Consider the following 19,695-nt stretch of genomic DNA (forward strand, 5'->3'; position numbering starts at 1 on the left):
CTTGCGGGGGTCACTTAGCGGCTAGAGAGCGACCCGCCGATTCCGCCGACTGAGAAGTGCTTGTTAAGGAACGCGAACAGGATGATCGGCGGGAGCATCATCACGACGGCGACCGCCATGACGAGCCCCCAGTTGGTGGCATTCTGCTGGAAGAAGGATTCCAGGCCGACCGGAAGGGTGTAATTCGGGTCGGACCGGAGGAACACGACGGCGATGAGGTAGTCGTTCCAGGCCAGGAGAAACGAGAAGATCGCGGTTGAGAGGATTCCGGGCAGTGAGTTCCGGAGGACGATGCGGGTGAACGAACCGAAGATCGAGGCACCGTCTATCCAGGCGGCTTCTTCGAGAGCGATGGGGATGGAGTCGTAGTATGCGGCCATCATCCAGATGGCGACGGACATCGTGGCACCGACGTAGATGATCACGACGCCAAAGAGGCTGTCGACCAACCCGAGGTTCGCGAACAAGATGAAGAGCGGGATCGCCGAGGTGACGACAGGCAGGGACTGCACGACGAACAGGATGAGCGAATATCCCGACACGAGCCGGTTGCGGGCCCTGGACAGAACGTAACCGGCGGGAGCCGCGACCGCGACGGCGACGACGACGGTGAAGGCGGTAATGACAAGGCTGTTGCCGAGCCAGGTCAGGACGGCCGTCTGCGTGAAGATGTTCCCGAAGTTCTCGAAGGTGAGACCTTCCGCGTTCGAGCCGAGGGACGGTGTCAGCGACAGTCCGAAGACGGCGACGATCGGGACCAGGACGACCGCGGTCATGAGCAGGATCAAGACGAAGCGTGGCCACTTGCCTCTCTTACGGATGTCCTGTGAGGTCTGGCGGTCGGACGGAGTCCCGGCCCTGTCCCTGGGTCCCGTTCGGACTTCTTCTCGGGGAGCACTGGTCGTGATCATTCGACGTTGACCTTTCGGATCTGGCGGTAAAGAACGACCGAGATCACCACGAGGACGAACGTCATCAGGAACGCGATGGCGACACCGGGGCCGGTCTGGAAGTTCTGGAAGACGGTGAGGTAGGCGAGGAGGACCAGCGACGTCGTCGCGTGTGCCGGGCCCCCGCCGGTGAGCAGGAAGATCGTTGGGAAGTCGTTCACGCAGAAGATCGTCATTAGAATCCAGGACACGAACGTCGTGCGCGCAATCAGCGGGAGCGTTATGAGCCGGAACGACTGCCACCCTGTGGCACCGTCGACCTTCGCGGCCTCGTAGACGTTCGTGTCAACCGAGGCGAGAGCCGACGACATCATCATCATCATGAACGGGAACGAAATCCACACTTTGAAAAGGCAGACGATGACCTTCGCGAGCATCGGGTCGGCCAGGAAGAGCACGTTTCCGAAGCCTAGATGCTCCGCGATCACTGGAAGCGGGCTCTGGGGTGTTGCCACCAGCCAGTTCCACGACGTCGCGGAGACCACCGTGGGAACTATCCACGGCAGGAGAAGCAGTACCTTGAACAGTCCGCCGGCCGGGATATGGGTGCGCAGCAGCAGGCTCATCGCGAGTCCGACGAGCCACGAGCCGAACACACCAACGACGGTGAAGACAACGGTGAAGGACGTCGCTGACCAGAACGAGGGCTGGGCGAGTACGTCGCCGAAGTTCTTCAATCCGACGAAGGGCCCGGTTTCGAGAAGGGTGCCGTCATGGAGCGCTTGAATCAAGGCATACACGAGCGGGTAGACGTTGAGGAGCAGGAGGAGGATGAGGGACGGTGCTGCGAATGCCATGAGGGTCCAGGTCCGCGGTGTAAACCGCTTCCTGGCCCGACCAGCGGGCGCCGGACCGGGCCGGCGTCCCGCCCCGGCCGGCCCGACCCCACGGCGTGCACGTTTGACGCTCTCGGCGATGCTCGTGGATGTCATGGATCAGTCCTTGATGAGCGACGTCAACGTCGTCTGGAATGTCGTCAGGGCATCCTTCGAAGACTTACCTGAGAGAACGTTCTGGCCGAAGTCGGAGATGGCAGGCGTGCTGTCGACGTAAGAAATGTTCGAGAAAAGGGCGGTTCCGCCGGGCGCTGCCCAGGTCTTGGCGATGGGCTGCCACATCTTGACGATCTTGACTGCGTTTGGGTCCGACTGGAATTCCGGGGTCGCCGCGATTGATTTCAGTACCGGGAGGCCGATGCCGGTATTCTGGGTCCAAAGGGCCTTCATGTTCTGGTAGTAATAGGTCATGAACGCCTCTGAGCCCTTCTGGCTGGGGGTGTTCTTGTACATCATGATGTTGTTCGGGAAGTACAGGGCGCCCTTTTTGCCGCTGGCGCTAGTGAGCGGATCGCTGACGACCAACTGGGACGCGGCGGCTCCGCCGACGTTGGCCGCGAGGTTGGGGACGTCGAAGCCCATGCCGAACTTCTCTGCCTTCCACTGCGAGTTCGCGTTCGTCGCCGTGTAGCTGATGGCGGCAGGGTCCATGTAGCCCTTGCTGATGTTCTCGCGCACGAACTCGAGCGCTTCGATGTTCGCGGCGGTCACCAAATTCGGCTTGTGCTCCTCGTCAAAGATGCCGCCACCGTTGTTGATCATCAGGCCCACGATCATCTGGAAGGCGTTGCCGCCACTAGCGTTGCCGTTGGCCGCGAACCCGTACACGTCGATCTTCTTCAGAGCGGCCGCGGCGTCGAGGTAGGACTGCCAGTCGGTGGGAGGCTTCGCGCCCGCCTTTTCGAGTAGCTCCTTGTTGTACCAGTTCACCCGCATGTCAAGGTTGTACGGAACGGCGACGTATCCGGCGTCGGTCTTCATCGTGTCGAGGACTCCGGGGAGGAAGTCATCGTAGATCCCGTTGGATTTCCAGCTCTCGATGAGGCCGTCCGCTGGGGCGATGAAGCCTTGCTTAGCGAACTGGAACGCCTGGGTTCCGCCGCCCGAGGAGATGGCGGGCCCGGTCTTCGATGCGAGGGCCGACGAGAAAGTCTGGTTGAAGTTCGCCCACTGGATTGCCTGATAAGTCGCCGCAGGAAGCCCCGAGTCCGCCTTGTAGCCAAGGGTGATCTTGCTGTCGAGCGTGTTGAACGCGGGAGTACCCCAAGGCATGTTCCAGAACTTCAAGCTGCTGCTTGCCCCACCGCCACCACCCCCAGTCGAGCAAGCCGCAAGAGCGGCGACGGCCGCGCTGGTACCGACAAGGCCCAAGAAGCCCCGCCTCGATGTAGTAAAACGTGAAGTCTCCATCGACTTTCCTCCTCGACCCGCCACCGGGCCATCGAAATTTGAAAAGTTGCGCAATTTTCAAATATCCTTTTGCGCAGAGAGAGTATACATATCGCCATTTGGAGATCAAAGGAAAACTTTTTTGCGCAAAAATATCAGTCCCGCACCGGATGGCAAGAACCCGACCTTGGCCGACGTAGCAGCCGCGGCCGGCCTCAGCACACCGACAGTGTCAAAGGTTCTCCGCGGAGCGACAGACGTGTCCTTCGCAACGCGTGAGCGCGTGGTCCGGATCGCACAGGAGATGGGTTACGCGAAGGCCAAGGGATCACGCCCGGTGGGTCGCTCGCCCGGGAACACGCCTCGCCTCGTCGACCTTGTCGTGAGCAACATCGAAGGCTCATGGGCCAACAGCATCCTCACCGGCGTCGAAGAAGCCGCGGCGGTCGCGGACTGCGACGTGGTCCTCACGATCGCCCGCGCGGGCCGCGACTGGGTGAGCCGGCTCCTGCGCCGCCCGTCAACCGGAGCCATCGTCGTCCTGGTCGATCCCACCTCGACACAGCTGAGTGCACTCGATACGGCTGGCATACCCGTCGTCCTCATCGATCCGATGAGCCCCGCTCCGCGTAATGCCGCAAGCGTGGGCGTGGCGAACTGGGAAGGTGGACGGATTGCGGCCGAGCACCTACTAAGCCTCGGGCACAAGCACTTCGCCCTCATCGGCGGAGTAAAGAATCACCTCTACAGTCGAGCGCGCCTCGACGGTTTTCGCTCTGCCCTGTCGGCCGCGGACCTGCAAGTCGAGCCTCGGTTAATCGGTGCCGCCGATTGGAACCGCGACGAGGCACGCGATTTCGCCGTCGAAATCCTGGACCGCGAGGACAGGCCTACGGCCATCTTCGCAGCATCGGACATGATGGCTCTCGGCGTCTACGACGCCGTGCGCTACCTCGGGCTCAACATCCCCGGGGACGTCAGCGTCGTCGGATTCGACGACGTTCCCGAAGCAACATGGGCGAGACCACAACTGACCACTGTCAGGCAGCCCATTCAGGAAATGGGAGCGACCGCCTTTCGCATGCTCCTGCGCCTAACGAATCAGAGAGAGGGCATCGACGCAAACACAGTGGGGCCCAGGATTGAGCTCGCAACGCGGCTCATCACACGGGACTCAACCAGCGCCCCCCGGGCTCAGGCGGACACGTAACTGACGGGCCTAGCCGCCGCCAATCCCTGGACTGTGGAAATAAAGGTGGGCGAACTTCCCTCACCGCCCCACCTCAAAGCCCTCAACAATCGCCACTGCCGCAGGGCTTCGTCTGAAAGCACGCGAGTGTTTCCGGCTCAAGATTCCACCGATCGCCGTGCACGGACGGGTGGAGATCGGCTGGCATCGAACGGCCCGCTCAGGTCAACTCCCGCTGCCGGGCCAGCCCGAATGGACTCCGTTTCGAGTGCACAGACTGTGGCGGGATGTTCGAGGACGCCAACGGAGGCATTCATGCCGACGCGCGCTGCCTCATCCGCGGTACGAGGAGTTCAGGCTGGCAGTAGCCCCACTGGGCCATTCGGGGACGGCATTTCGGGTCATGCCCATTTGGACAGGAGAGCCTTATTGGCTTCGCGTCGAAAATGCAGATCTTCCGGAGGAGTTTGACGCGGGGCTGCCCACCAATCGCTGAGGTTGTCCACGGCGACCATCTTTCGGCCTGCGTCGAGTGGGGTGACGCGCCAGCGGTCGGCCGGCTGCAGGTCCGGGTGACCGGGCCCGAGGACCTGCACGGCGAAGATCCCGGGAATGGATGTCCTCACGAATCCGTGGTCGGCGCTCAAATCAGGGTCGTTGGGGGTGGGGACGAGGACCACTCCTGGCTGGCGAACATAGTTATCCGGGATCTTGTGTCCTGGTCCCGTCCGTTGGATCATCACGCTCCCGGGGGTGACGAGCCCGAAGGTAATCCGGGACATTTGTGCGTAGTCGTAGAGCGGTGCGAGGTCCGCGAGGAGCCGCATGAGGGCCTCGCCTGCATCGTCCTTGCCCTTCTTGATCTCGGTGCCGGCGAGGACCCACCCCTCGCCGGTGAACTTCACGTACCAGTCTCCGTTGGCTGTGGGGAACAGCAGGTCGGCCCATCCGATGTCCTCGCAGCAGCGGGTCAGGAGCCCTGCAACCTGGTGTGGTTCACATTGGGTCATTGTGAAGTGGAGCCCGGCGAGGATCGGGCCGGTCGCGTTGGCTGCTGCCCAGCCGGTGATCCGTTCCACGACTTCCTTGAACGCTGGGCTGTCCACTGCCCACCGGTCCAGGTTCTTTTTCACGGAACGGAAAGCGAGGGGGGTCTCGTTGTTGTCCAGGGCTGCGTCGACGGAGCAGATGGCGGCACAGTAGGCGTACCGGTTCGTGCGGGGTCGGGGGCCGGGGCGGTCGGCACATGCGGTGATGGCGCCGGTGAAGCCAAGGGGCGCGATCGCATCGGCGATCATGTGCGCAATCTCCACGGCATGCCGGGGCACCAGGACGGGGTGGAAGTACATTACTGTTCCCTTGCTCACCTCGACCGCGTGGAACCGCTGGTCGGGGTGCCCGGGCATTCTGATGCCGGCAATGGCGCGGTCGATGTCTTCGGCCGAGGGCTGGTTCGCTCCGCCATCAGGTACGCAGAGGAACCCTTGGGTGGATAGCGCGTCCGTGTTGACCCTGCGGATCTTGACCTCGTCTACGGTGATGCCAGCATGATTACCCATTGAGTGCCCCTCGGAAGCTGTATGTGCCGTAGGAGTTGCGGGTTATGTCGGTGGCCATCTCGAGCCGGCAGTCCCCGGCCGCCAGGGTCAGGGTCTTGTTTCCTGAGGCGCAGAAGTCCCCGGCGACTTTCGCCCCGCTCGCCACGGACGTGACTTGCCAGGAGAGCCCGTTCGCGTATGGATTGGCGGGGTTCCTCAGACACGTCACCCAACTGATACTAAGGGTTTTGCCCCCGGTGGGTACGGTGAAGGTGTAGAAGTCCGTGGACCCCTTGGTTTCCAGGTTCCCCGCACCGGTTCCCGGGACGCCGTCACTGATTGCACTGCCGTCAAGCGGGAGAGAGAAGGTCTGCGGATCCGGGACGAAGAACGCCGCCAGACTATACGTGCCGTAGGAATTCCGGCTGATGTCGGTGCCGGCCGAAGACTGGCCACTGCATCTACAAAGGACTACGATCATTAAAACGAAAAAAACGAAAAACCTAAACGACTAAGAAGTGAGAACCATGCGTACGAGCGCAGCTACGAAGGAAACGTTCTTCGCTCCAGAACCTCCTCAAACCGGTGAGCTTTACGACTTCATCGAAGCACACTCTGCAAGGAACGGTTCCAAGCCCATCCCCCAGTTCTTTCTGTCCGGCATCGAATCCGGCGATCAAGTAGAGATCCCTCATGAGATCTACGAAGTCCTGGTTAAGGCCGTGGAGGCCATGCGCAAGGGGCTCGCCGTAACCATCACCCCAAGTTCGCTTACCCTCACTACCCAGCAGGCGGCTGAGATCTTGGGCGTGACTCGCCCAACGATCGTTAAGCTGTTGGACGCAGGCAAGATTCCCTTTGAAAAGCCGGGCTCTCACCGCAAGGTCCACCTCGAAGATGTATTGGAGTACAAGGAAGTGCGGAAAGCCGAGCAGTATGAAGCCCTCGAGTCCATGACAGCACCGGAGGACGAAAGCCCCGAGACGGCCAACGACCGGATGAAGCGCGCCCGCAAGGAAGCGGCACGCCGACGCCGCGCGCGGTAATGGCACGATAGGGCACATGTTTACCGCTCTTCTCGATAGCTGCGTGCTTTGGCCTAGCCTCCAGCGGGATTTCCTCCTGTCCCTGGCCTTCGAAGGCGCGTACCGCTTCATCTTCAGCGAAGCGATTCTAGAAGAAGTCGAAATCAACGAAGAGCTCAAACTTGTAGAGCGCGGAGACAGCGAGGAAACCGCCCGAGAGAAGGCGCGCCACCTCGCTGATCAAATGCGTGCAAGTTTCGGTGACGCCCTGGTATTCGGATGGGAGGGACTGGAAGGCACGTACGGTCTCCCGGACCCCGACGACGAACACGTCCTCGCTGCCGCAGTCCTCGGGGGCGCCGGCAGCATCGTGACCGACAATGTCAAGGACTTTCCTTTGGATAAGATCCCCAACGGGATCCAGATCATCAGCGCAAAGGACTTCGCGTACGAAACGGTAGCCATGCGTCCGGATTTAGGGCTGGCTGCGGTGGTGGCAATCTCCCAAAGGATGGGCCGGAACCATCCCCGCCAATCTCCCGAGAACATACTGAACAGCTTGGACAGTATCTACGGCATGGACTCCGCCACTGGCCTTATCCGGACCCTGCTGGAACCTGGGACTGGAAACCAGAGATAGCTCAAAAGTTCGACGGCGCTGCCCCGGTGCGTTCCATGGACCTGCTCATCATCATGTTCAGGAGCACGTTCCTGGACCAGCCATATTCGACGGCCGTCGACGCGTACCGGGCCTGTTCGTGCAGAGCTGACACCTTTGTCCAGCAACACCAATCGGAGCCTTCGGATTCCTGTGGCATCCCGATCATTGCAGTTACGGTGGCGCCATGAGGGACGGGATGCTGCTGATGAGGTGCGGGGCGCCAGTGTTCCCGTGCCGTGCCGGTCTATAAGGTGGGTACCGACTGACGGAAGGGTGGCGCCGTGCGGAAACTGATCTACGGCATGAACCTGTCCTGGACGGCTACATCGCCGCGGCCGGCGACGACATCGGCTGGAGCGGGCCGAGCGATGAACTGTTCCAGTGGTGGCTCGACCAGGAGCGGGCGAGCGGCCTGTCGTGGCGCGCGTTCCCAAAACGTGTGGTTTCCGTGGAGTGGGTTCAGAACTGGCCAGAAGAAACGCCCTCCAACCCAACGTTTCCGCAGGTCAGAGGGCCTTCACTGTGGAGCTAAGGAGATTCGAACTCCTGACCTCTTCGATGCGAACGAAGCGCTCTACCAACTGAGCTATAGCCCCTAGTCAAACGTGCGTTGCCAGTGCCCCTAGGCTACAAACTATCTTCCCGCTTTGCCAACCACGACTCGAACGTGTCGGTCCCGGTCCGCTGGCTTGGGACCAAATTCAGTCCGTTTCGAAGATATTTGCCCATCTCTCCCGGCAACGGCACCTCCACGATCCGCCCGGCATGTCCCGTAGCTTTTCGCCAGATCCCAGCGAGTTCACGCATGGTCCGGATGTCCGGTCCGCCAATGGTTCGTGTCCGGTGTCGCTCTGCGGAAGGCTCCCCCAGTGCTTCGGCAAGCAGCTCAGACGCCACGTCTGACGGCGATATCGTTTGAAACCGCGCGCCCTTGAAGACCGGGATGAGGCGAACTTTCGCCCCGGCCTGGAAAACCGCCGTCACGAGGCTGTGGAACTGGGTGGCCCGTACAACAACCGTCTCAAGCGCTGAAAGTGCGTAAACCCGTTCCTTGTCCGCCTTGGACACATAAAAGGCCGCGTTGCTCCGGTCGCAGTTGATGATCGAGAGGAGAACCGCCTTGCGGACGCCGGCACCGGCGGCCGCGGCGAGCAGGCGCGCGCCGCCGTCGGCGAAATTCTTGCGGGCCTTCCCGAACTGCCCTTCCAAGCAATCAATGACGACGTCGGCCCCCTGCAGGGCTTCCGCCAGCCCAGCGCTTGTGGTGACGTCAGCCCGAAAGTAGCGGGCGCCGTCGTGATGGACTGGTGAGGTGCCCGACGGCGGGCGGCGACTCAGCACTATTACGTCGAGTCCGGCGTCGAGCGCCAAACGGACGACTTCACGGCCCACCTGTCCCGTGCCACCTGCCACGCACACGGTAGTCAAGGGAGGTTATGCCCGGCGGCGCTGCAAAACGTCGTCGAGGTTGCTGAGGGCGCTCTGAGGCTTGCCGTGCTGCGCCTGGACTGCCACGCCCGCTGACGGCGCACTGGCCGGCTTCAGCGTCGGCTTGCCGAGGGGCTTGGGAGCCTCAGGCAAGTCGAGGGGTTCGGGTGCCGGTCGAGGCGCCTTGGCGGCATCAACGTATGTTGGTTTGGGAACGTCCACCGGCTGCCATTCAGAATCCTTGGATTCCGCTGTAAACCGGACCGTGTTGTCGCCGGCGGCGACAGCAACGTTGAGGGCAGCCTGGCGAAGTTCGACGGCGGTCAGGCGCGTTGCTTCACGGGCTTGGGCTTCCGCGTCGAAAATCTTGGTGGCCGGGCGGTCCGATGCTGGAGAACTTTCGCGGGGACTCTCAACCGTGGGACCCATTGCGTTGCGGAAGGCCCTGTTCATCTTCGCCCTGCGGTCCCTGATAGCCAGTCGGCGAAGCAGGAAAACAGTCCCAACCACGCCGACTATGGATACCAGCGGCAACCAGGCCGAAACGAGGCCAAGAATGCGCAGCACACCGGAAACGGCTGCCGTAAGCAGCAGGAGAAGACCGGCGAGAGCAAGGGCGCAGCGCCCGTATCTGACTTTGAAGACCACTGCATCCGATGCAGCATCACGCCGTTCGCCGGCGCCGGCCGATACCTTGGGCAATGCGGTTGCGGTGCTCTGCATGGTTTCCATTGCTTTCTCCTGCCGAGGGGTGATTGACAGAACCACCCCGGCTTGCAGTTCATGAGCGTCTTCGTCAATAACATCTACTGGGATGTCACCGGCCAACTGGACGTGCTGGCGGCGGTTCCGCAGTATGTATGGCGCAACCCAAAAAATCCACAGCGCGACAGCAATGACCAATATCACCGAGCTGCTGAGAGGGAAGTCCACAATCAAAACCGTAGAAGCAAATACGCAGAGGCCACCGCATTGCCCGCGGTGTGTCGTCGGAGAGTCGGCAAATCAATGGATTTACGACCCCCATTCACCCAAACGGACTAGTTGGCTTCGCGTCTAAGCCACGCAGCCAGCAAGCCCCCCGGGACCTCCTCCGAGGTCAACGCAAAACTTCGATGGTCAGCCCATTCTCCGTTGATGTGAAGGAAACGCTCACGGCGCCCTTCGTCGCGGAATCCCAGCTTCTCCACAACACGTAGGCTCGGCCCGTTCTCGGGCCTGATGTTGATCTCCATCCGGTGCAAGCCAAGGGCTTCGAAGCAATGGTCGGTCGCCATGGCAACCGCAGTGGGAGCTATTCCGCGACCGGCTCGGGCCTGGTCAACCCAGTAGCCAAGCGTGGCCGTCATCGCCGATCCCCACATAATCGAGGAGACCGTCAGCTGCCCTACGATCCTAGGCTCGCTGAACCCAGGAATACGCTCCGTGATCACGAACGGAAGGGCACTCGCTTGCCGAGCCTGGGTGTTCAGGGAAGCCACCATCTGCCGGTAGTTCGGCAGGCGGCCCCCAGGGGCCGGGTTGGAGGCTTCCCAAGGCGCCAGCCAATCACTGTTGCGTGAGCGGACCTCGGTCCATTCCTTCTTGTCCCGGTATTGAATGGGACGCAAGATGAGGTCGCCACATTCGAGCGTCACCGGCCAGATGGCCGCCCTCCACACAAGGAGCTACTTGCTGAGGCCAGCGGCAAAGCCCGGCAGCCATGCACGCAGGCCGGGCCCGAGGTCTTCACTGTCGCACGCAAGCTGGACGCAGGCTTTGAGGTAGCTGAGCTTGTCCCCGGTGTCGTACCGACGGCCGCGGAAGACGACTCCGTAGACGCCGCTGCCTTCACCCTCCCCGGCAGCTAGTACCTGAAGCGCATCCGTCAGTTGGATCTCTCCCCCACGGCCCGGTTCGGTTTTCTCGAGAACGTCGAAAACCGAGGGGTGAAGGACGTAGCGGCCAATCACGGCCAAGTTGGACGGAGCTTCATCGACAGCGGGCTTTTCCACAAGTTGCTTGATGCGGACGTAGCCGTCTTCGCCGATGTCCTCGATGTCCGCACAGCCGTAGGCGCTGATCTGGGAGGGCTCGACTTCGATGAGGGCTACAACGGATCCACCCGTTTTGTGCTGGACCTCAATCATGTCGCTGAGGAGCGTATCCCGGGCGTCGATGAGGTCGTCACCGAGAAGAACGGCGAATGGTTCGTACCCGACATGCTGCTTTGCACGCAACACTGCGTGTCCCAGCCCCTTGGGGTCACCCTGGCGGACGTAGTGAATGTCGCCGAGGTTGCTGGTGGCCTGCACCGAGTCCAGCTTGGTGATGTCTCCCTTGGCCTCCAGGGTCGCTTCCAAAGCAGGTACCCGGTCGAAGTGGTCTTCCAACGCACGCTTGTTGCGGCCTGTGATCATGAGAACGTCATTGAGTCCCACGCTCACGGCTTCTTCGACAACATATTGGATGGCCGGCTTGTCGACTACCGGGAGCATCTCTTTGGGCATGGCTTTCGTTGCAGGCAGAAACCTGGTGCCAAGTCCGGCAACAGGGATAACGGCCTTGCGGACGGTGCAGTTTTTGGAAGTCACCGGACTAATCTAACGGAAGGAACTGGACAATGGGCAAAAAGGAACGTGCTGGGCTCGGGAGAACCCGCCGGTCCCTCCCCATCCTCAGAGCCGCAGAGCAGCGGGAATTGGAGCAAAAGTGACTTTGAAAGACGATATCCGCCGGGACAACCGCAACCGCCGGCTCGCCTTGACCGGGCAACAGCGCGCCGACGCCGGATCGGGGATTGCCCGCCGTGGCCTCTCATGGGCGGATGCCGTTGCACACGGGAAACCGGCGACTTTTGCGGCATATGTCGGAGTAGCTGCCGAACCGCCGACAATGCCGTTGCTTGCTGCGCTCCATGCCGCCGGGCACAAGGTCCTTCTTCCCGTCTGTGAACCGGAACGGCGTCTGAGCTGGGTCTATTGGACACCGGAGACGGCTTTTGTTCGCTCGAGGTATGCCCCGATTGACGAGCCTGTGGGCGAACGATTCGACAGTGACGTCATCAAGTATGCGACTGGAATCTTCCTCCCGGCCACCGCCGTCGATGAAGGTGGAAACCGCATCGGCCAAGGCGGCGGTTACTACGACCGGCTCCTCGACAAGCTCGACGCCGACGGGCAGCGTCCGCCGACTGTGGCCGTCGTATATGACCACGAAGTGCTGCCGGCGGGGACGATCCCGGCCGAACCGTTCGATAAGCCCGTGGCGGAGGCACTTACCCCACACCGGGTCGTCCGGCTAGTTCCGGCTGGCTAACCGGGCTGCCGGCCTGTCTTCTCCGCCACATTCTGTGGTAACGACCCCGACGCCGGATGATAGAATTGGCACTCAGGCCCTGGGACTGCTAATGGACGGAACAATCCTCGTTGGCAGCACAGGACCTGTAGCTCGTCCCGGAGGAGGATCACCAGTGCCCACATATGCCTATGCCTGCAAAGACTGCGGACATGCCTTTGACATCGTTCAGGCTTTCACCGACAGCTCCCTGTCCGACTGCCCTGAATGCCAAGGATCGTTGCGCAAGAAGTTCAACAGCGTGGGCGTCGTCTTCAAGGGATCGGGCTTCTACCGCACCGACTCCCGGGACTCCAAGGGAAGCACCGTTTCGGCCGCTCCCGCCGCACCAGCTGCGACCCCGGCTCCAGCGTCGGTTCCGGCGGCTGCCGCGAGCTGATTGCGGTTTTCCAGCCGCCGCAGTTTTCCAGCCGTTCAGCGTTTTTCCACATAGCTCAACGTTTCCACATAGCTCAACAAGGCCCTGTTACGGGCCTGCGTGCCCGGTTAGCGTGGCAGCATGCCAGCAACCCCGGACCCGTCCCAAGGCCCAAATTCAACCGGACCTTCGTCGATTCCACGCAATAGACTGCCCGCGCCGATTTCCACTCCCCGCACCCGCGGACTTCAGGCTCTTCCCTTCAGGGCTGGCGGGCACTTGGGCGCTCCCACGGGACAATCCAAGCACCGCAGCTTCGGTAGCTGGCTAAACCGCAACCGCCGCCTCGTGGTGGCACTCCTGCTATGCGTGGCCGTCGGGATCGCCGTCCATCAATTGACCCCCGCTTCGGAGCAGCGAGCCACGGTCCTGGCCGCCGCGCGGGATCTTCCGGCCGGGTCCAGTTTGACGGATTCCGACCTCAAACCCCTGGAGGTCCTTCCTGGCGGAGTTCCGGCCGGAGCACTTACCTCCAGCACTGGATACAAAGGGAAACAGCTTGCCTCGCCGCTGCAGAAAGGGCAGATCCCCACAGACGCCCAACTCCTGGGACCGGGCCTGCTGACCGGCACCGCACCCGCGACAGCGGCCGTTCCACTACGCATGGCCGATCCCGCTTCAATTCAGCTCATCTCGCCGGGCCAGTTGGTCAACGTTGTGCTCACTGCAGCAGATGGACTTGAAGGGCCCGGCAAGAAATCCGAACTCTTGGCAGCCGCAGTCCCGGTTTTGTGGACGTCCGCGCAAGGAGGCAAGGCCAGCCAATGGTTGGGCACGAACGAGGCGGACGGCCTCGTGGTTGTCGCTGCCAATCCGCAACAGGCCGGAATCCTGGCAGGAGCTTCCACACGCGGGAAACTATTCTTTGTCCTCGTCAATCCCTCTGACAACCGGCAACTCGAGACCCCCGCCGGACAATCTCGGCAATCATGGAACGTTCAGCCCCAGTGCGGGGGCCTTTGCTCCTTCAGCCAGGCGTCGTGATCGTAGCCGGGCTCATCGCCCCAACGGCGTGGATCATCTTCGGAGGCTGTCTTAGGCAGAATGCCTTCGCCTGCCGGCTTCCGTTCCGGTGTCGGCTTCACTTCTGTTTTCTCCTGCTTGTCCAACCCGGTGTCAGCTTCACCTGCATCGGCACTGGTGTCCGCAGGGTGCTTGGATTGAGTGCTTTTGCTTTCCGCCATTGCGCTTCCTTTGGGGACAGCCGGTCCCGAGCCAGTGTCTTACGTACGGCCGTGCTTGGCCGCGGCCGGCTCCGCCTGACTGTCCAGTTCCAATTGTTCAACATCAATGTCCAGGAATCCATCCTGGACGGCACCATACGAGGGCGCTATCGGTTTCTCCAGTCCCAGATAGGACCCGATGCGGTCAGCGCAGGACGAGGGATCCGTGAACACTTCAATGGTCCACAAAGACATGTAACGCCAGCCAAGGCGTTCCAGGAGCTGGGGCCGGAGCCTGCTGCGTTCCCTGACGCTCATGCGGCGGTATCGTTCCGTGCCATCCGATTCGATGGCCACCGGGGTGGGCATTTCAGTGTCATCACGGCCGATGGTGTGCACGGGATCGGCCGCTGCGGCGATGTCCAGGACTCCGTCATAGTGGTGCCATACCCGGGCTCCACGGGCACGGAGTCGCTCGCCCAGATCCGCCACCAACGGATCCTCACCGAGCGCTTGCTCGCTGGCTGCGGCCCTGGTGGCTGGCGTCCCCAGATCCGAGTTACCCGACAGTTCACGGTCGAGGAGTTCATGGAAATCAACGGCGCCGTGAGCCAGCCTGTCCAGATCGAGGTCCTCCGGACGGAAGCAGCTCAGGACGTGCAAAGATCTCCGGGAGCGGGTCATTGCCAGGGCAAATTTGTTTCGCCCGCCTTCGACGGACAGGGGCCCGAAACTGTGCAGCGCCCGGCCATGCGGAGTGCGTCCAAAGCCCAGGGAAAAGATGATGTGGTCGCGGACCAGTCCTTGCGCGCGCTCCAAATCCACCACGCGGAAGGACTCCGCCCCGGCGTTGAAGAAACCCGACAACAGCGGATAGTTGGGAAGCTGGAGCCTGATGGCTTCGCCGATCCTTGCGGCATGGCGCAGGCTTGCGGTGACCACGGCCAGCGAGGTCCGCGGCCTGAGACTGGCGTGTTCAAACACCAGATCAACCACGCGGTTCACTTCGGCGGCCACCGATTCAACACCTTCGTGATCCGCCCCCGGCAGGCCGGTACCATCCGGGATGTACTCAACCAGTACCGAGCGGTCCAGCCCCGTTACAGATTGGCCGTCCGGCAGCCGACGCAGGCCGCCGTCGTAGTAGTTCTTGCTCAGCTGCAGCACGAGATCTTCATCAACCGCGCGATACACCCAGTTCAACTGCCACGTGGGCAAGACCCGCGCCAAAGCGCTGAATGCGCTGTCCACTGTGTCTTGGCTCGCGGCCCCGGCCATGGGAGGCTCCACGGCAACGCTGAACGTGCGGGCATTGGCGATCTTTGCGTCGCCAAAGGCAACCACTTGGTGTGCCCGGGCGATGGCCGGCAGCACAGCCTGCAAGGAGGTGCTCTCGGCATCGAGAATCACCACCGCATCGAATTTCTGCTCTGCGGGCAAGAGGCTGGTCAGCAGGTACGGACTGATGGACCACACGGGAACCAGCCGGGAGACAAGGGCAGGCGCCTGGGCGCTGAGCGCCGAAAGGGTAACTCGGCCATCCTTGATCAGGTTGCGCAGGAGTTCCGATTGGCGGGAATGTTCAGCGATTCCAGCCCGCCACATCTCGGCGAGTCTCCACCGCAGCCGTGCGGCTCCGCTGGCGATGTGCGCGTGGTCCGCCAGGCGGTACTCCGCTTCGAGGCGGCGAAGGGATTCGCCGTCGGACATCGCGAGGTAGTCGTCGCCGCTGATCATCGCTTCCAGGGCGGACTGCCACCAGGCAAGGTCCAGTTCCGCGGCAACCGACTCGGCAGGCACTTCGCGTTCAGCCAAGTCCGCAAGAAGCTCGGCGAGTCCATGCTCGCGCATATTCTCGACCAGAAGCGTGCGCTCCGGGAGCGTTTCCAAGGTTCCCGTGTCGGCGACAAGGCGCTCAAGACGCTCCATGAGATCTTCGTAACGGGTCGCGTGGAGGTCGCCGCCGCCGGCAGTGTGTTTGAGGCAATCGCCCAGACGGCGGAGATCCCGGTCCAGTTCGCGGTAGCTGGCGCCCATGTCCGCGAGTCCGGACGGCACCGCCGGATGGCGCTGGGTGGTGGCGTACTGGGCCCACAGCGCCCGCTGTTCCTGAACGAGCGCCAAGGAGCTGTGCAGATCAGCAATGTGGACACCGGGCCGGACATATTCTTTTGCCACGCGACGCAAGCGGGAGCGCTGCATCGAGGGCATCTCGAGGCCCCGCTCACGGCGCCAAGCGGAGGTAGCGGTAGCCGAAATCAGATCGTGGACTGGCCGGTCAAAAATATCCGGGGTGAATTTGTCCAGGCTTTCCCGTACCGCCATCAAGAGCTCAAGCTGCGCGCCCCATTCGGCGAAGTTCGCCCCAAGCCGGATTTCGGAGTGCTCCGCAACTTGGTTCATCCGTTCCCGCAACTGGGGAAGTTGTTCCGCGGCACTACTGGCCAGTTGCTGGGCTTCCTCGGTCTCCTTGCGAGTGACCAAGCGCGCTCCGTACCAGGGGCTCGACGTCGATGCTCGGCTGAAGCTGCCAAGCTCGGCAGCGCGCCGCAGTCGTTCGGCCAGCTCGGCACGGTCTTTGATATTGTCCAGCACGCTGCGCTTCAAGCGCACCGTCGTGGCGGGGGCAGGCTGGATGGAGGTCAGCTCTGCGAGCGACTGCATTGCCTGATAGGGCGAGCATCCCCAGCGCTGGCGTACGTTGTGCAAAGACGCGACATGGTCCATGAGGGCATGGCGGTGCTCGGTCAGGGTCTTGTGGAGATTCGCGAGTTGCGGCTCCAGCGACTTTTCGTTGCGGATGATCGCGCTGACCAGCTGGCCCTTGAGCTGCTGGGGCGTGGCGCCATTGCCCGGCCTGAACAGCATCGATTCGAGGCCCAGGGCTTCAAAATGGGCCGCCAGGCCATTGAGGCTCGCTCGCCGGTCGCCCACGACAAGCACCGATTTGCCCTCGTTGACGAGGGCACCGATGGCATTGATGGCCGTTTGGGTCTGGCCGCTGCCTGGCGGGGTGCTGACCACCAGCGAATCGCCTGCCCGGACGGCATCCACGACGTACTGCTGATCCGAGTCCGCATCGAGGAGGAGCGATTCTTCGGCGGGGTCGCGCTCGTCGAGGTTCGGGAACCGTCCGGACTTGATGGGTTCGGGTTCCACGTCCCCGCCGTTGGCGGCTTCAAACAGGGAGGCAACGACGTTGCTGTTCTCGTTGATCCATGGGTCTTCCAAGTTCCCGGACAGGTCCGCCAACGTTGTTATGAGGAGATTGGGGGTTACCTCGGCACCGTGGATCGGCTGCACCAGCGTGGCCAGGCGGTCGAGGACCGGTTGGGGGTCAAGGCGCGCGGTGTTGTATGCCATACGGCTCACGGCATTGACGTCAAAGACGATTCCATGGACGGTCTTCAAATGCCGGACCAACGCGGGGTTGATGCCCGCTTGCTCGGTGAGTTGCAGCTCGTAGTCATCTTCGCCCGGCCGCGCAGTGAGTGAGACGGCGGCCAACATCACAGGGGCGGAGACGCGTTGGGGTTTCCCTCCGACCGCCGACGTCCACACAACCGTGCCGCAGGACAGATAACCGGCGTCGATCCCCCGGTCGTTTCCCAGTTCGAAGATCTTCGAGCGAAGGTTCCTGGCAGCACGCGCGGCAACAAGATACTGCTGGCGATCCCGGATCAGGGTGGAAAGCCGGGTTCGGCGCCCGGCGAGGAGCTGTGCCAGTCCCGAGGGGTGGCCGTTGCTAAGGTCTATCGACCCCTCCGGCGTCTTGACGAAGCGCAGCATGGTGTCCGCGCCAGTCACGGGCTTGAGCCCGGACAGCCATTTCCGGAGCTCTACGGAGCTCTCTTCGTGGCTTTGACCTACTGACACCGCTGCCTTCTTTTCTGTTCTAGCTCGAGACGACTTGGACCAAATCGGCATACTTTCGAGGGTAGCGGGAATCGACCGGCAGTCCGCACCGCAACACTGGTGGAAAGGCAAAATACCCCTGATTTCAGGGGAAATACAAAGTGACCGGCCTCTGGAACAGAGACCGGTCACTCAGAATGCTATTCCCACTCGATGGTTCCCGGCGGCTTGCTGGTGACATCGAGCACCACACGGTTGACCCCGTCAACCTCGTTGGTGATCCTGTTGGAGATCCTGGCGAGGAGGTCATAAGGGAGCCTGGACCAGTCGGCAGTCATGGCGTCCTCGGAGGAAACGGGACGCAGCACGATCGGGTGTCCGTAGGTGCGGCCGTCGCCCTGCACGCCAACGCTGCGGACGTCGGCGAGCAGTACGACCGGCATCTGCCAGACGTCGTTGTCGAGTCCGGCCGCAGTGAGTTCGGCACGTGCGATTGCGTCTGCCTTGCGGAGCAGCTCGAGTCGTTCCTTATTCACTTCACCGACGATGCGGATGCCCAGGCCGGGTCCGGGGAACGGCTGGCGTCCGACGATTTCCTGCGGCAAGCCGAGCTGCGCGCCCACGGCACGAACCTCGTCCTTGAACAGGGCGCGGAGCGGTTCAACGAGTTCGAACTGCAGGTCCTCGGGCAGGCCGCCCACGTTGTGGTGGCTCTTGATGTTGGCAGCGCCCTCGCCGCCGCCGGATTCGACGACGTCCGGGTACAGGGTGCCCTGCACGAGGAACTTGATGCTCTCGCCTTCGGAGGCAGCCTCGGCGATGATGGCTCGCTCTGCTTCCTCAAACGCACGAATGAACTCGCGGCCGATGATCTTGCGCTTGGTCTCGGGATCGCTGACCCCGGCCAGGGCGGACAGGAATCGCTCCTGCTCGTTTGCGATGTAAAGTTTCACGCCGGTTGCGGCAACGAAGTCACGCTCGACCTGTTCGGCTTCGCCTTCGCGCAGCAAGCCATGGTCCACGAACACGCAGGTCAGCTGATCGCCCACGGCGCGCTGCACGAGGGCTGCGGCAACGGCCGAGTCGACGCCGCCGGAGAGGCCGCAGATGACCTTGGAATCGCCGACCTGCCGGCGGATCCGGTCCACTTGCTCTTCGAGGATGTTACCGGTGGTCCAGTTCGGCTTCAGGCCGGCCCCGTTGAACAGGAAGTTCTCCAGGACCTGCTGGCCGTGGACCGAGTGCTTTACTTCCGGGTGCCACTGCACGCCGTAGAGATGCTTCTCTTCGTTCGCGAAAGCAGCCACAGGCGCGCCCGCGGTGGTCGCCAGGACCTCGAAGCCTTCAGGAGCCTCATGAACGGAGTCTCCGTGGCTCATCCAGGTGTTCTGGGAGTCCGGAACGCCCGCAAGGATGGAGCGGGCCTCGCCGACGATAGTGGCCTCGGTGGCGCCGTACTCGCGCAAACCGGTCTGCGCGACCTTGCCGCCGAGCGCGTTGGCCATGGCCTGGAAGCCGTAGCAAATACCGAAGACCGGGACGCCGGCCTCGAAAAGGTCCGCGCCAACGCTCGGGGCACCCTCGGCATAAACGCTTGAAGGTCCGCCGGAGAGGATGATCGCTGCCGGGTTCTTGGCCAGAAGCTGCTCGGTGGTGAAAGTGTGCGGAACAATTTCCGAGTACACATTCGCTTCACGGACGCGGCGGGCAATCAGCTGCGCGTACTGGGCACCGTAGTCAACAACCAGCACCGGCTTCTGGGAAGTCTGAGCTTCAGAACTGAAGGGTGCGGTGGGAGTAGTCACCGTAACAGCCTACTTTGCCGGGATGCCCCGGTGCACCTTGAAGCCGGTCGTGAAGCCGGGAATCAGCCCACAAACCGTCCCGACGTTAGCGATCTCACAATG

General features: G+C 62.3%; 17 protein-coding genes, 1 tRNA gene and 2 pseudogenes. 7 read left to right on the forward strand and 13 right to left on the reverse strand.

Annotated features, from left to right (window positions below):
- Positions 1-14: 14 nt before the first annotated feature.
- The 3 genes from NFJ07_RS05440 to NFJ07_RS05450 form a co-directional block, all read right to left on the reverse strand.
- Positions 15-911: a carbohydrate ABC transporter permease gene (locus tag NFJ07_RS05440; protein ID WP_269993033.1), complete on the reverse strand. Its 897-nt coding sequence runs from the start codon at positions 909-911 to the stop codon at positions 15-17.
- Positions 908-1,747 (reverse strand): carbohydrate ABC transporter permease, encoded by an 840-nt coding sequence (locus NFJ07_RS05445; RefSeq protein ID WP_442865298.1) that lies wholly within the window; start codon positions 1,745-1,747, stop codon positions 908-910. Before NFJ07_RS05445 ends, NFJ07_RS05440 begins: the two co-directional genes overlap by 4 nt.
- A gap of 138 nt (positions 1,748-1,885) precedes the next feature.
- Entirely contained in the window at positions 1,886-3,196 is a 1,311-nt protein-coding gene (locus tag NFJ07_RS05450; RefSeq protein ID WP_269993036.1) for an ABC transporter substrate-binding protein, read from the reverse strand.
- 121 nt (positions 3,197-3,317) lie between these two features.
- Between NFJ07_RS05450 and NFJ07_RS05455 the strand changes: the two genes are divergently transcribed.
- Entirely contained in the window at positions 3,318-4,385 is a 1,068-nt protein-coding gene (locus NFJ07_RS05455; RefSeq protein ID WP_269993038.1) for a LacI family DNA-binding transcriptional regulator, read from the forward strand.
- A 380-nt stretch (positions 4,386-4,765) separates the two neighbouring features.
- Here the strand turns inward: NFJ07_RS05455 and NFJ07_RS05460 are convergent, their stop codons facing one another.
- Together NFJ07_RS05460 and NFJ07_RS05465 are read right to left on the reverse strand one after the other, a co-directional pair.
- Positions 4,766-5,923, reverse strand: a complete 1,158-nt coding sequence (locus NFJ07_RS05460) for a hypothetical protein (protein WP_269993040.1) — start codon at positions 5,921-5,923, stop codon at positions 4,766-4,768.
- Positions 5,916-6,383, reverse strand: coding sequence for a hypothetical protein (locus NFJ07_RS05465; RefSeq protein ID WP_269993042.1), 468 nt, complete (start codon positions 6,381-6,383; stop codon positions 5,916-5,918). The genes NFJ07_RS05460 and NFJ07_RS05465 overlap by 8 nt, the downstream gene beginning before the upstream one ends.
- 46 nt (positions 6,384-6,429) lie before the next feature.
- Between NFJ07_RS05465 and NFJ07_RS05470 the strand changes: the two genes are divergently transcribed.
- Together NFJ07_RS05470 and NFJ07_RS05475 are read left to right on the forward strand one after the other, a co-directional pair.
- Entirely contained in the window at positions 6,430-6,948 is a 519-nt protein-coding gene (locus NFJ07_RS05470) for a helix-turn-helix domain-containing protein (RefSeq protein ID WP_269993044.1), read from the forward strand.
- 16 nt (positions 6,949-6,964) lie between these two features.
- Positions 6,965-7,567 carry a PIN domain-containing protein gene (locus tag NFJ07_RS05475; protein ID WP_269993046.1) on the forward strand — a complete coding sequence of 201 codons (603 nt, stop codon included), beginning with the start codon at positions 6,965-6,967 and terminating at the stop codon, positions 7,565-7,567.
- Positions 7,568-7,571: 4 nt separating this feature from the next.
- Here the strand turns inward: NFJ07_RS05475 and NFJ07_RS05480 are convergent.
- Positions 7,572-7,673 (reverse strand): annotated as a pseudogene (locus tag NFJ07_RS05480) (PDDEXK nuclease domain-containing protein); the annotation flags it as partial.
- Positions 7,674-7,869: 196 nt separating this feature from the next.
- On the opposite strand from NFJ07_RS05480, the pseudogene NFJ07_RS25910 reads away from it, so the two are divergent.
- Positions 7,870-8,006: pseudogene (locus NFJ07_RS25910) on the forward strand (dihydrofolate reductase family protein); the annotation flags it as partial.
- Between the two features lie 105 nt (positions 8,007-8,111).
- On the opposite strand, the gene NFJ07_RS05485 reads toward NFJ07_RS25910, so the two are convergent.
- The 5 genes from NFJ07_RS05485 to galU form a co-directional block, all read right to left on the reverse strand.
- Positions 8,112-8,184 (reverse strand) — tRNA-Ala (locus NFJ07_RS05485).
- A gap of 31 nt (positions 8,185-8,215) precedes the next feature.
- Positions 8,216-9,001, reverse strand: coding sequence for an SDR family oxidoreductase (locus NFJ07_RS05490; protein WP_269993047.1), 786 nt, complete (start codon positions 8,999-9,001; stop codon positions 8,216-8,218).
- 21 nt (positions 9,002-9,022) lie between these two features.
- On the reverse strand, positions 9,023-9,748 hold the full coding sequence (locus NFJ07_RS05495; protein WP_333482037.1) for a hypothetical protein: 726 nt from the start codon (positions 9,746-9,748) through the stop codon (positions 9,023-9,025).
- 308 nt (positions 9,749-10,056) lie between these two features.
- Positions 10,057-10,677 carry a GNAT family N-acetyltransferase gene (locus tag NFJ07_RS05500; RefSeq protein ID WP_269993048.1) on the reverse strand — a complete coding sequence of 207 codons (621 nt, stop codon included), beginning with the start codon at positions 10,675-10,677 and terminating at the stop codon, positions 10,057-10,059.
- Positions 10,678-10,683: 6 nt separating this feature from the next.
- A complete protein-coding gene (gene galU, locus NFJ07_RS05505) occupies positions 10,684-11,589 on the reverse strand; it encodes a UTP--glucose-1-phosphate uridylyltransferase GalU (protein ID WP_269993049.1) in 906 nt (301 codons plus the stop codon).
- 118 nt (positions 11,590-11,707) lie between these two features.
- On the opposite strand from galU, the gene NFJ07_RS05510 reads away from it, so the two are divergent.
- The 3 genes from NFJ07_RS05510 to cpaB all read left to right on the forward strand — a co-directional run bounded on the left by NFJ07_RS05510 (position 11,708) and on the right by cpaB (position 13,754).
- A complete protein-coding gene (locus tag NFJ07_RS05510) occupies positions 11,708-12,313 on the forward strand; it encodes a 5-formyltetrahydrofolate cyclo-ligase (protein WP_269993050.1) in 606 nt (201 codons plus the stop codon).
- A gap of 154 nt (positions 12,314-12,467) precedes the next feature.
- Positions 12,468-12,731: an FmdB family zinc ribbon protein gene (locus NFJ07_RS05515; RefSeq protein ID WP_269993052.1), complete on the forward strand. Its 264-nt coding sequence runs from the start codon at positions 12,468-12,470 to the stop codon at positions 12,729-12,731.
- Between the two features lie 120 nt (positions 12,732-12,851).
- On the forward strand, positions 12,852-13,754 hold the full coding sequence (gene cpaB, locus NFJ07_RS05520; RefSeq protein ID WP_333482038.1) for a Flp pilus assembly protein CpaB: 903 nt from the start codon (positions 12,852-12,854) through the stop codon (positions 13,752-13,754).
- Positions 13,755-13,993: 239 nt separating this feature from the next.
- Here the strand turns inward: cpaB and NFJ07_RS05525 are convergent, their stop codons facing one another.
- The gene (locus tag NFJ07_RS05525; protein WP_442865293.1) at positions 13,994-17,860 is read right to left on the reverse strand and encodes an AAA family ATPase; all 3,867 of its coding nucleotides are present in this window, start codon (positions 17,858-17,860) and stop codon (positions 13,994-13,996) included.
- A 128-nt stretch (positions 17,861-17,988) separates the two neighbouring features.
- Positions 17,989-19,593, reverse strand: coding sequence for a glutamine-hydrolyzing GMP synthase (guaA, locus tag NFJ07_RS05530; protein WP_269993054.1), 1,605 nt, complete (start codon positions 19,591-19,593; stop codon positions 17,989-17,991).
- Between the last annotated feature and the right edge of the window lie 102 nt (positions 19,594-19,695).

It is taken from the genome of Arthrobacter sp. B2a2-09, assembly GCF_027587375.1.
Classification (GTDB): domain Bacteria; phylum Actinomycetota; class Actinomycetes; order Actinomycetales; family Micrococcaceae; genus Arthrobacter.